Consider the following 11,482-nt stretch of genomic DNA (forward strand, 5'->3'; position numbering starts at 1 on the left):
CATTTGTKGTTGTCACCGGCTAATGCCCGGGTTATCGCCGCAAAAATGGCCGCCGACCTGAGTACAGCGGATCCGGCAAATGCGGCGCGTTATCAGAGCAACCTCAAAGCGTTCGATGAACGACTGGACGCGCTGGACATGCGCTTGAAGGCTCGGTTGGCGGGGATCGCGGGCAAGCCGTACTTTGTGTTCCACGAAGCGTTCGACTATTTCGAAGACGCCTATGGCTTGAAACACGCCGGCGTATTCAGCGTTGCAGCCGAAGTCCAGCCCGGCGCCCAGCACGTCGCGGCGATGCGTACGCGGCTGCAGCAAGTCGGTAAAACGTGCGTGTTCAGTGAGCCGCCGTTGCGTCCGCGCCTGGCGGAAACGCTGGTATCGGGCTTGCCGGTGAAACTGGCGGAACTGGATGCGCTGGGCGGGTATACACCGGCGACTGCTCAAGGATATGAGCAGGTGCTGGAGAAGCTGGGGAATGATTTGGCGGGGTGTCTGGAGTCGTTGTAACCAACACAGAACCTATGTGGCGAGGGGGCTTGCCCCCGTTGGGCTGCGAAGCAGCCCCACAATAGGTCTGCTCAATAAATAGCCAAGCAGCGCTTCGCACTGCAACGGGGGCAAGCCCCCTCGCCACAGGCGAGCTTCCTCACCACAGGCAAGCTTCCTCACTTCAAATCAGAGGGCGAAAGGTAGCGGTGTGCTGACCTTCTGCCGCTGCGCCAACCGCAACTGAAACTCCATCGGGTCGTGAATCAACACGTCCTGCCCGGCAAAAGATTCTGCCGCGATCAACCGTGACAACCAAAACCGCACGCACGCCACGCGTAGCATCGTCGGCCACAGCTCGGCTTCAGCCGCGGTGAACGGACGCAACGTCGCATAAGCCCCCAGCAAGGCCCGTGCACGCGGCCCATCGAGCAATCCGTCGTCGTCCGAACACCAATCGTTCAAGGCAATCGCCACGTCGTAGAGCATCGGCCCGGAGCAGGCGTTGTAAAAGTCGATCAACCCGGTCAGGTGCGTGCCTTCGAACATAGCGTTATCGCGAAACAGGTCGGCATGGATATTGGCGCGCGGCAGCGCCAGGATTTTCACCTTCTGCTCGGCGATTTCATCCAGCGCCCGTTTCAGCAAATCACTTTGATCGGCATTCAGGTGGGAGAGAAACTGCGTGCCCTCCTCCAGCATCCAGTCCAGACCACGATCGGTTTTGCGCTTGATCATATTGGCCTGGGTGGCCAGGTGCAGGTGTGCAAGCAACTCGCCCACTTGCGCGCAATGCTGCGCGTTGGCTTGCTTGATGTGCTTGCCGGCCAGTCGCGGTTGCAGCAGCGCGGGTTTGCCGGCCAGTTCGCGCAAGGCAACGCCATCGGTGGTGCGCAGGGCGTAAGGCACTGGCAAGTCCGCCTCATGCAGGACATCGAGCAGTTCAATGAAGAACGACATTTCATCGACCGGGCCGCGCTCGACCAGGGTCAGGACGAATTCGCCCTGCTCCAGGCTGATAAAGAAATTGGTGTTTTCGCTACCGGCAGCTATCCCCTGGTAATCAAGCAGGCGGCCAAGGCCATAAGGGGCGAGAAAGGTTTCCAGCTCGGGCCGAGCCAGGGGGGTGAACACAGACATGGTTAAAACTGCCAGTACGGGCGCCGCTCGTGAGCCAGCGCCAATTGAAATTAAGAAACTACTTCCACTCAAAGATTTTCCACGCCGGAATCAGCATATCCGGCTGATCCGAACGGATGAAGTTTGCATCTGTACCATCGGCGCGTACCAGAAAATACGGCGGGGCGCCCTTCGGTGTGACCTTGATCGCATACAGGAAACCGTTTTGACGGTACTCCTGAATGACCTTGTCCCCTTCCGTGCGGATCGTAACTTCCGGTTCCGCTGTCGGCGCATCGTCCGCCGCCATGACGGCTAATGGAACAGTTGCAAACAAGCCAGCCAGCAACAGGCGATTTAGTGTGCGCATGATAACCTTGTCCCTTTGTCGTCAACGGTCCCGCTATTCTAGCGCCGGACCCGCCGAAAAGGTTGATCCTGCTCATGAGCCAAGCCCCCCTCGTCCTGGTGGACGGTTCTTCTTACCTGTACCGCGCCTTTCACGCGCTGCCACCGCTGACCACTTCCAAAGGCCTGCCGACCGGTGCGGTCAAGGGCGTGTTGAACATGCTCAAGAGTCTGCGCAAGCAGTACCCGGACAGTCCGTTCGCCGTGGTGTTCGACGCCAAGGGTGGGACATTTCGCGATGACATGTACGCCGAATACAAGGCCAACCGTCCGAGCATGCCCGACGACATGCGCGTGCAGATCGAGCCGCTGCACCAGAGCGTGATCGCCCTGGGCTTCCCGCTGCTGTGCGTCGAAGGCGTCGAGGCTGATGACGTGATTGGCACCCTGGCCCGCAGCAGTGCGGCGGCGGATCGCCCGGTGATCATCTCCACCGGCGACAAGGACATGGCGCAACTGGTCGACGGCCACATTACCTTGGTCAACACCATGACCGGTAGCAGCATGGACGTGGAAGGCGTGAAGGAGAAATTCGGCGTCGCTCCGGAGCAGATCATCGATTATCTGGCACTGATGGGCGACTCTTCCGACAACATCCCGGGCGTTCCGGGTATTGGCCCGAAGACCGCTTCCGGCCTGTTGGTGGGTGTCAATGGCGGCCTGACCGAACTGTATGCACAGCTCGACATCGTCCCGACCCTGCCGATTCGCGGCGCGAAAACCCTGCCGGCCAAGCTCGAAGAGCACAAGGAGATGGCATTCCTCTCCTACCAACTGGCAACCATCAAGATCGACGTGCCGCTGGACATTGGCCTCGATGACTTGCAAATGGGTAAACCGGATCACGACAAGCTCGCTGAGCTGTACACCTTGCTGGAGTTCAAGAGCTGGTTCGAAGACAACCAGCGCGACGCCAAACGCTCCGGCCAGGAAGTGACTGCGCCAGTGGTTGAAGAAGTGGTCGCCGAGACCGAACTCAAATACACAACAATCCTCACCCAGGCTGATTTCGACCTGTGGCTGAAGAAGCTCAATGACGCCAAGCTGATCGCCTTCGATACCGAAACCACCGGTATTGATGCGCAGCAGGCACAACTGGTCGGCCTGTCTTTCGCTGTCCAAGCCAACGAAGCGGCCTACATCCCGCTGACCCATTCCTACATGGGCGTGCCGGATCAGCTGGACCGCGATACTGTGCTTCGCGCACTGAAACCGATTCTGGAAGATCCGAACAAGCTCAAGGTTGGCCAGCACGCCAAATTCGACATGAACATCCTGGCGAATTGCGCCATCGGCGGTGATCAGAGTTGCGGCATCACCGTACGGGGCATCGCTTTCGACACCATGCTCGAATCCTACGTGCTGGACTCTACTGCGACCCGCCACGACATGGACAGCCTGGCGCTCAAGTACCTGAATCACACCACCACCAGTTTTCAGGACATCGCAGGCAAAGGTGCCAAGCAGCTGACGTTCGACCAGATTTCGCTGGAACTGGCCGGGCCGTACGCGGCTGAAGACGCCGACGTGACCCTGCGCCTGCATCAAACGTTGCAGGAAAAGCTCAATGCCATTCCGAGCCTGAGCAAAGTCCTCAGCGAAATCGAAATGCCGCTGGTGCCGGTGCTGGCGCGGATTGAACGCCAGGGTGCGTTGGTCGACGCCAATCTGCTGGGCATCCAGAGCGTGGAACTGGGCGAAAAGATGGTCGCTCTTGAGCGTGAGGCGTTCGCCATCGCCGGCGAAGAATTCAACCTCGGCTCGCCCAAGCAATTGGGCGTGATCTTGTACGAAAAACTCGGCCTGCCCGTCCTGAGCAAAACGGCCAAGGGCCAGGCCTCCACCGCCGAAGCCGTACTGGCGGAACTGGCCGAGCAGGATTTCCCGCTGCCCAAAGTGCTGATGCAGTACCGCTCGATGAGCAAGCTGAAAAGCACCTACACCGACCGCCTGCCGGAACAGATCAACCCGCGCACCGGCCGGATTCACACTTCCTATCATCAGGCCGTGGCGGCGACCGGGCGTTTGTCGTCCAGCGATCCGAACCTGCAGAACATTCCGATCCGCACCGCCGAAGGGCGTCGCATTCGTCAGGCGTTTGTGGCACCCACAGGTTACAAATTACTGGCGGCGGACTACTCGCAGATCGAACTGCGGATCATGGCCCATCTGGCCAAGGACGAAGGGTTATTGCATGCCTTCCGCAATGATCTGGACGTGCATAAAGCCACGGCAGCCGAAGTTTTCGGCGTTGAACTGGCGGATGTGACCACTGATCAGCGTCGTAGCGCCAAGGCGATCAACTTCGGTTTGATCTACGGCATGAGCGCTTTCGGCCTGGCCAAGCAGATCGGTGTGGATCGCAAGCAATCTCAGGCGTACATCGACCGCTATTTCGCCCGTTACCCAGGCGTGCTGCAATACATGGAGCGCACTCGCGCCCAGGCGGCCGAGCAAGGTTTTGTCGAGACAATCTTCGGTCGCCGTCTTTACCTGCCGGAAATAAACGCGAAAAACCCGGCCCTGCGCAAAGGCGCCGAGCGCACGGCGATCAATGCACCGATGCAAGGCACGGCGGCGGATATCATCAAAAAAGCGATGGTGGCCGTGGATAACTGGCTGACTTCGTCCGGCCTCGACGCCAAAGTCATCTTGCAGGTGCACGATGAATTGGTGCTTGAGGTGCGTGAGGATTTGGTCGATCAGGTTCGCGAGGAGATTCGTATCCACATGAGCGATGCGGCGAAGCTGGATGTGCCGCTTTTGGTAGAGGTCGGGGTTGGAAATAACTGGGATGAGGCTCACTGAGCCGTCTGATCAGGCGTTTTCTGCTGCGGCATAGCGCCGCAGCAGAAAGCGCGGAGCGCTTTATATCGAAAAATGCCTGGGCTTATTTCCAATCTATTTGGAACTTCTTCGGAACTAAACCCGTCAACTGCCACTCAGAGTTACTGAATGGCTGGTGAAGCCCTTCGATGCTCCTATGTTGTGTTAAGTGTTGGCAGATAATCTGGACCCCGCCCTAGCGGTCCGGAACTTGAGCCCCGGAACTTCCCCCTCCCCATAGAAGTCCGGGGTTTTTTTTGCCTGCCATTTGGCCTCAGATGCCTTACTCGGCAGCTTCAGCACCCTTGTCCGCCAGCTCCATCCAGCCCGCCAGTACAGTGTAGGCGTCTTCCAGGCCCAAGCGTTTTGGCGCGGAGAACAGCTGAATACTGATCGCATCCCCCCAGCCTTTACGGATATCGGCCTGAACTTTGAGCAGGACGTTTTTCGCCGCACCGTATGTCAGCTTGTCGGCCTTGGTCAGCAAAATATGCATCGGCATGCCGCTGGCGACGGCCCAATCAAGCATCAACAAGTCGAAGTCGGTCATTGGATGACGGATGTCCATCATCAAAATCAGACCTTTCAAACTCTCGCGACCACCCAGATACGCTTCCAGGTGACGCTGCCAGTGCAGCTTCAACGGGATAGGTACTTTTGCGTAACCGTAGCCCGGAAGGTCGACCAGACGGCGATCATCGTCTAGCTTGAAGAAGTTCAAGAGCTGCGTGCGCCCCGGAGTTTTCGAGGTGCGCGCAAGACTGGCGTGCGTCAGGGTGTTCAGCGCACTGGACTTGCCGGCGTTGGAACGGCCGGCGAAGGCCACTTCAAAGCCTTCATCGTCCGGGCATTGATCGACTTTGGCAGCGCTGAGCATGAAGGTGGACTGTTGGCACAGGCCGAGGATGGGATTCTTGAGTTGCATGGGATTTCCGATGTGGGCGGCGCCGGGAATGGACGCGGCAAGCGGTGTCGTTTCCGTTTCAGTGACGCCAGTATATAATGCCGCAGATTTTGTGTGCGCTTTGTCCCAGCGTAGGATGAAGATCACGAGAGCGATTGACCTTGATTGCGCACTAGAACGCAACATGCTCTCAACCCTGAAAAGGTCGTTTTATGACGAAATGGCTGCTAGCTGCCGGTGTCTTGATGCCGCTTTACAGCGCTCAGGCTACACAGGATCCGGAAGCTGTGTACAACCGTGTTTGTGGTGCCTGTCATTCCGGCCAACTACCCATGGCCCCTCAAAAAGGCGATCAGGAAGCTTGGACGCCGAGGTTGGCGAAAGGTATGGAGACGCTGGTGCAACACGTGACCCAGGGTTTCAAGGCGATRCCGCCGCGTGGTTTGTGCATGGACTGCAGTGCCGAGGATTACCAGGCAATCATCCAGTGGATGAGCGAGTGATTCCGGTCCATAACTCTTTAACCCTTAGCCGTAGTTGGATTAGCTGATGAACAAATTGATCGTGAGTCTGCTGTTGACCGTGGGGATCTCCGGCATTGCCCATGCTGCAGGTGAGCCAGTAAAACCTGGTGACGCCGCCGCAGGCCAGGCAAAAGCCGCAGTATGTGGCGCCTGTCATGGCCCGGATGGCAACAGCATGGCGCCTAACTTTCCGAAACTGGCGGGTCAGGGTGAACGCTACCTGACCAAGCAACTGCACGACATCAAGTCGGGCAAGCGCACCGTTCTGGAAATGACCGGCCTGCTGACCAACCTGAGCGACCAGGATCTCGCCGATATCGCGGCCTACTTCGCCAAACAGCCCGGCAGTGTTGGTGCCGCCGACCCTAAAATCGTGGCTCGCGGTGAAGCTCTGTTCCGTGGCGGCGACTTGGCCAAGGGCCTGCCAGCCTGCACCGGTTGCCATTCACCAAATGGCGCAGGTAACGTCGCTGCCGGCTTCCCGCACCTGGGCGGCCAGCACGCTCAATACGTCGCCAAGCAACTGACCGATTTCCGCAAGGAAGAAGGTGGACGCACCAACGATGGTGATGCCAAAACCATGCAGACCATCGCTAAACGACTGAGCGACGAAGATATCGCGGCCGTGTCCAGTTACATCCAAGGCCTGCACTAAGGCCGGTTGATTGAGCGTTGCGAGCGATGAACATCTCTTGCAGCGTTAACGCTCGATTAATCCGTCGCAGCAAGTATAAAAAGGGTGGCTTAGGCCGCCCTTTTTTGTGGCCGCTGCCGTTACACTACAGAACTCAAGCCCGCCAGGACCTGTCCAAAAACAGGTCGCGCGAGGCGACCAAAATTGTCCAGGAGTAAAGCATGCGTAATCTGATCATCAGCGCCGCATTCGTCGCTGCCAGCCTGTTCGGCATGACTGCCCAAGCCGCCGAAGCCCCCGCCGCCCCTTATGTGGAACTGACCAATCCGGTTCCGGTCGCCGTGCCTGGCAAGATCGAAGTCGTGGAACTGTTCTGGTATGGCTGCCCGCACTGCTACGCGTTCGAACCGGTGATCAATCCTTGGGTCGAGAAGCTGCCTTCCGACGTGAACTTCGTGCGCATTCCAGCGATGTTCGGCGGCCCTTGGGACGCACACGGCCAACTGTTCCTGACCCTTGAAGCCATGGGTGTCGAGCACCAGGTTCACACGGCTGTTTTCGAAGCGATCCAGAAAGAACACAAGAAGTTGGTCACTCCAGAAGAAATGGCAGAGTTCCTGGCCACTCAGGGCGTCGACAAGGACAAGTTCCTGGCCACCTTCAACTCCTTCGCCATCAAAGGCCAGATCAACAAAGCCAAAGAACTTGCAAAGAAATATGAAATCTCTGGCGTACCGACCATGATCGTCAACGGTAAATATCGCTTTGACGTGGGTTCTGCCGGCGGTGCCGAGCAAGCCCTGAAACTGGCCGATACACTGGTCGACAAAGAGCGAGCGGCTAGCAAGGCTGCCGCCAACTAAGCGAAGCGACTGCCATGCGCCGCTGGGGAACTGAACGCGTTGTTGGCCTGCATGATCCACGGGTCAACGAACATCACCTGGAGTCGACGGGCTTGCCCGCAGACAGTCGTTTGCGCTTGCTCAGTTTTAATATCCAGGTCGGCATCAGCACCGAGCGGTATCGGCACTATCTGACCCGAGGCTGGCAACACTTGTTGCCCCACACCGGGCGTGCCGACAATCTGCAAAAAATCGGCAACCTGCTGGGCGACTTCGATCTGGTCGCCTTGCAGGAAGCCGATGGCGGAAGCCTGCGGTCAGGCTACGTCAATCAGGTCGAACACCTGGCGCAACTTGGCGCCTTCCCCTACTGGTATCAACAGCTCAATCGCAACCTCGGACGTCTCGGGCAGCACAGCAATGGCGTGCTCAGCCGTTTGCGCCCGTGGGCCATCGAAGATCACCCTCTGCCGGGCCCCAAGGGGCGCGGAGCGATTCTGGTGCGCTTCGGCGAGGGTCCGGAGGCGTTAGTGGTGGTCATGATGCATCTGGCGCTGGGCGCTCGCGTGCGCAGCCTGCAACTGGCTTACATCCGCGAGTTGATCGGCGGTTATAAACACCAGGTGCTGATGGGCGATATGAATACACATGCCAGTGACTTGCTGCAAAACTCCCCATTGCGTGACCTCGGCTTGCTCGCACCACAATTGGAAGCGACCTTCCCCAGTTGGCGCCCACAACGCTGCTTGGACCATATTCTGCTCAGCCCTACGCTGACCCTTGAAAAGGTCCAGGTCCTGGCACAACCAATTTCCGATCACCTGCCGGTCGCGGTAGAGATTCGTCTGCCGGGTTCGCTCACGGCGGATGCATTACCCGCGTTGAGCCCTGCCCCACGCGGACCCCATGAATGAGCGACGAAGCACAGCGCTGGAAAGAGAAATACCTCAAAAGCGTCGAACAACAGGAAAAACTTGAACGTCGTTGGGATGCCCGGCTCGACTTGCTGCGCCGTGGGCTGGTGCGTAGCACGCTGGCTGCGGAGGGCACTGACCAAGCCGTCGACCAATGCATGAAAGAGATGCGCGACGTCGTGCGCACCGATGACATGGATGCCGGCTTGGCCGCTCTGCTGCCGCGACTCGAAAAAGCCGTGCTCGATTCCGAGAAGCGCCGGGAAACCCGAATCATTCAGACCGGCGCCGCACTGACTGCGTTGGTCGCGCAACTGCAATCATTGCCGTTGCCCCGGGACGTGAGTCGACCACTCAAGAATTTTGCCAAAAACCTCGAAGAACGAGTCAGTCAGGCCCGCGAAATCCCGTTAATGCTCAGCGAACTGAGCGGCCTGCAAGGAAAAGCCCTGAGCCTGCTGGAAAACCCGGCCGAACCTGACCGACCCGGCTTTCTACAGCGACTGTTCGGCAACCGCGAAGCTGATGAGGAAGTGCCTCAGGTCGCGGCTCCTGCCGTTCACACAACGACTGCACAGCCTGTGGAACCGACTGCCGAGATTGCGCATGTCGATCACGCCTCGAATGAAGTAGTCGCGATCGCTCCGCTCGCCCTTGAGGCAGTCGCTGCTTGCCTGCCAACTCCAGAGCCACAAACAGCGTCGGACAATGAACACCAGGAAGAGCCCAGCCTTCCCTTCCTCGCTCCCGTCACTCCGATTCAAGCGCTTATCATTCCTGATGAGCTGGCCCCGACCTTCACGACAATCGATCCGGAGCACAGCGACCCTGAGCGCTTTCTCTACGCCTTGCCCGACTCACCGGAGCCGTCCTATAGCTCGGTTGCCAAACACATCGAAGACACCCTGCTGGGCCTGCTTGACGATCTGACTTTACCGGAACGTCACCGACCACAAGCCGAAGCGATGCGCGATCGCCTTCATAATGGTTTGAACTGGTATGAGTTGATTCCGATTCTCGACGATCTAGCGACTTTGATGCTGGCGATAAACGACAGCGGCCAGCACGAATTCGAAGCCTATTTACAGCAACTCAATGAACGCCTGGAGTCTTTCCAGAGTAATTTGCAGGCCGCGAGCGAAGGCCACGCCGACAGCCGCTCTGCGGCGCGCCAGATGGATACGCAGATGCGTGAACAGGTCGACGGCTTACACAGCAGCATGCAGGATGCGTCGGACCTGGACGACCTCAAGCTCATTCTGGAGAACCATCTTGAAGGCTTGCTCGGCACCATGGATCGCCACCAGAAGCAGCGCGACGAGCGGGAACAAGCGGCTGCCGCACGATTAAACAGTCTGGCTGAACGGTTGGCACACATGGAGCAGGAAGCGCTGGGTTACCGTGAACACCTTGAAGAGCAACGCCAGAAAGCACTGATCGATCCGCTCACCGGCCTGCCTAATCGAGCGGCCTGGAGCGAGCGCCTGAATCACGAAGTCGGCCAATGGCAGCGGCATGGCAATTCCCTGGTGCTGGCCATGCTGGATCTCGATCACTTCAAACGTATTAACGATAACTATGGCCACTTGGCAGGCGACAAGGTGCTGAAGATCATCGCCAACGTGCTGCGCAAGCGTCTGCGCGGCACCGATTTCATCGCGCGATTTGGTGGCGAGGAGTTTGTGCTCCTGATGCCCGGCACGGCGCCAGCAGTCGGTGCAAAACTACTGGAAACCCTGCGCGCCTCGATAGAGGCTTGCCCTTTTCACTTCAAAGGTGAGCCCGTAACCATCACTATTTCCATCGGCCATACGGCGCTAAAACCCGGCGAACATAGCGATGTTGCACTCAAAAGAGCCGATCAGGCGCTGTATCGCGCCAAAACCGCCGAGCGCAATCGGGTGGAGGCCGGCTGACGGCCATTTTGTTCCATTTTGTTTAAAACAGCGCATTTGCCGTCGGCACTCAAAACAGTACGTTACACTGTTGCATTACTGTCTTGTGCATACAGCTCCCTGCCATGAAATATCTTGCTCTCATTGCGTCTCTACTGCTGTTGGCCGGTTGTGCCAGCGGCCCCCGTATTGACACCAGCCATCCATCGACCAATTACGACAGTCGCATCCAGTTTGTGGTGTTGCATTACACCAACGCCTCGCTGGAGCGCTCATTACAGTTGCTTACCCATGGCGAAGTCAGCAGCCATTACCTGATTGGCGACGACAAGGGCGCCACCATCTATAAGCTGATGGACGAGAATTTTCGCTCCTGGCATGCGGGCGAAAGCCAATGGCAAGGCAGGACCTGGCTGAACTCGAGTTCCATCGGTATCGAAATCGTCAACCCAGGCTTCAAAGACACGCCTACGGGACGCGTCTGGTACCCCTACAGTGAGGATCAAGTGCAATCGTTGATCGTCCTGCTCAAAGACATCAGCAAGCGTTACAACATCCATCCTCGCTCGATCATCGGCCATAGTGACATCGCGCCACTGCGCAAGCTCGACCCAGGTCCGCTGTTCCCCTGGAAACGCCTCGCCACCGAAGGCATAGGGGTCTGGCCGAACGAGCAAGCCGTGGCGCGCCAGCAAGCCCAGTTCGCGGCGCAATTGCCGAGCATCAGCTGGTTTCAGGGACAACTGGCCAAACTGGGTTATGAAACGCCACAAACCGGTGCACTGGACGTAGCGACGCGTCATGTGTTGGCGGCTTTTCAGATGCACTTCCGCCCTTCCCGCTTCGACGGCACGCCGGACGCTGAATCGGCTGCGCTCCTGCAAGTTCTGAATCAGACAAATTAATGGCGCTCGTCCGACGGTAAGGGCT

Annotated in this window: 11 protein-coding genes; 8 read left to right on the plus strand and 3 right to left on the minus strand. The window is 58.2% G+C overall.

The genetic code is table 11. From position 1 onward, the window contains the following. Positions 1–507 (plus strand): metal ABC transporter solute-binding protein, Zn/Mn family (locus tag AC1DRJ_RS12175; protein WP_477802365.1); only part of this gene is annotated, 507 nt, incomplete at its 5' end. A 168-nt stretch (positions 508–675) separates the two neighbouring features. Here AC1DRJ_RS12175 and AC1DRJ_RS12180 read toward each other — a convergent pair. Together AC1DRJ_RS12180 and AC1DRJ_RS12185 are read right to left on the minus strand one after the other, a co-directional pair. Then, on the minus strand, positions 676–1,626 hold the full coding sequence (locus AC1DRJ_RS12180) for a homoserine kinase (RefSeq protein ID WP_477802366.1): 951 nt from the start codon (positions 1,624–1,626) through the stop codon (positions 676–678). A 58-nt stretch (positions 1,627–1,684) separates the two neighbouring features. Continuing rightward, positions 1,685–1,975, minus strand: a complete 291-nt coding sequence (locus AC1DRJ_RS12185; protein ID WP_007947945.1) for a DUF2782 domain-containing protein — start codon at positions 1,973–1,975, stop codon at positions 1,685–1,687. Positions 1,976–2,049: 74 nt separating this feature from the next. Here AC1DRJ_RS12185 and polA point away from each other — a divergent pair, with 74 nt between their 5' ends. Continuing rightward, positions 2,050–4,821 carry a DNA polymerase I gene (gene polA, locus AC1DRJ_RS12190; RefSeq protein ID WP_477802367.1) on the plus strand — a complete coding sequence of 924 codons (2,772 nt, stop codon included), beginning with the start codon at positions 2,050–2,052 and terminating at the stop codon, positions 4,819–4,821. Positions 4,822–5,122: 301 nt separating this feature from the next. Here polA and yihA read toward each other — a convergent pair whose 3' ends face one another. After that, positions 5,123–5,764: a ribosome biogenesis GTP-binding protein YihA/YsxC gene (gene yihA, locus AC1DRJ_RS12195; protein ID WP_477802368.1), complete on the minus strand. Its 642-nt coding sequence runs from the start codon at positions 5,762–5,764 to the stop codon at positions 5,123–5,125. A 191-nt stretch (positions 5,765–5,955) separates the two neighbouring features. Here yihA and AC1DRJ_RS12200 point away from each other — a divergent pair, with 191 nt between their 5' ends. The 6 genes from AC1DRJ_RS12200 (at position 5,956) to AC1DRJ_RS12225 (ending at position 11,457) form a co-directional block, all read left to right on the plus strand. After that, positions 5,956–6,246 carry a c-type cytochrome gene (locus AC1DRJ_RS12200; RefSeq protein ID WP_477802369.1) on the plus strand — a complete coding sequence of 97 codons (291 nt, stop codon included), beginning with the start codon at positions 5,956–5,958 and terminating at the stop codon, positions 6,244–6,246. A 46-nt stretch (positions 6,247–6,292) separates the two neighbouring features. Continuing rightward, positions 6,293–6,922 carry a c-type cytochrome gene (locus AC1DRJ_RS12205; RefSeq protein ID WP_477802370.1) on the plus strand — a complete coding sequence of 210 codons (630 nt, stop codon included), beginning with the start codon at positions 6,293–6,295 and terminating at the stop codon, positions 6,920–6,922. 200 nt (positions 6,923–7,122) lie between these two features. Beyond that, positions 7,123–7,764 (plus strand): thiol:disulfide interchange protein DsbA/DsbL, encoded by a 642-nt coding sequence (locus AC1DRJ_RS12210; RefSeq protein ID WP_477802371.1) that lies wholly within the window; start codon positions 7,123–7,125, stop codon positions 7,762–7,764. A 14-nt stretch (positions 7,765–7,778) separates the two neighbouring features. Further along, the gene (locus AC1DRJ_RS12215; RefSeq protein ID WP_007947952.1) at positions 7,779–8,657 is read left to right on the plus strand and encodes an endonuclease/exonuclease/phosphatase family protein; all 879 of its coding nucleotides are present in this window, start codon (positions 7,779–7,781) and stop codon (positions 8,655–8,657) included. After that, positions 8,654–10,573 (plus strand): GGDEF domain-containing protein, encoded by a 1,920-nt coding sequence (locus tag AC1DRJ_RS12220; RefSeq protein WP_477802372.1) that lies wholly within the window; start codon positions 8,654–8,656, stop codon positions 10,571–10,573. Before AC1DRJ_RS12215 ends, AC1DRJ_RS12220 begins: the two co-directional genes overlap by 4 nt. A gap of 104 nt (positions 10,574–10,677) precedes the next feature. Beyond that, entirely contained in the window at positions 10,678–11,457 is a 780-nt protein-coding gene (locus AC1DRJ_RS12225) for an N-acetylmuramoyl-L-alanine amidase (protein ID WP_477802373.1), read from the plus strand. The last annotated feature ends 25 nt before the right edge of the window (positions 11,458–11,482 follow it).

The organism is Pseudomonas sp. P5_B2 (genome assembly GCF_056400445.1).

Coding starts and splice junctions, on each gene's coding strand:
- AC1DRJ_RS12180 (WP_477802366.1), bottom strand. CDS start 1,626: ATGTCTGTGTTCACCCCCCTGGCTCGGCCCGAGCTGGAAACCTTTCTC.
- AC1DRJ_RS12185 (WP_007947945.1), bottom strand. CDS start 1,975: ATGCGCACACTAAATCGCCTGTTGCTGGCTGGCTTGTTTGCAACTGTT.
- polA (WP_477802367.1), top strand. CDS start 2,050: ATGAGCCAAGCCCCCCTCGTCCTGGTGGACGGTTCTTCTTACCTGTAC.
- yihA (WP_477802368.1), bottom strand. CDS start 5,764: ATGCAACTCAAGAATCCCATCCTCGGCCTGTGCCAACAGTCCACCTTC.
- AC1DRJ_RS12205 (WP_477802370.1), top strand. CDS start 6,293: ATGAACAAATTGATCGTGAGTCTGCTGTTGACCGTGGGGATCTCCGGC.
- AC1DRJ_RS12210 (WP_477802371.1), top strand. CDS start 7,123: ATGCGTAATCTGATCATCAGCGCCGCATTCGTCGCTGCCAGCCTGTTC.
- AC1DRJ_RS12215 (WP_007947952.1), top strand. CDS start 7,779: ATGCGCCGCTGGGGAACTGAACGCGTTGTTGGCCTGCATGATCCACGG.
- AC1DRJ_RS12220 (WP_477802372.1), top strand. CDS start 8,654: ATGAGCGACGAAGCACAGCGCTGGAAAGAGAAATACCTCAAAAGCGTC.
- AC1DRJ_RS12225 (WP_477802373.1), top strand. CDS start 10,678: ATGAAATATCTTGCTCTCATTGCGTCTCTACTGCTGTTGGCCGGTTGT.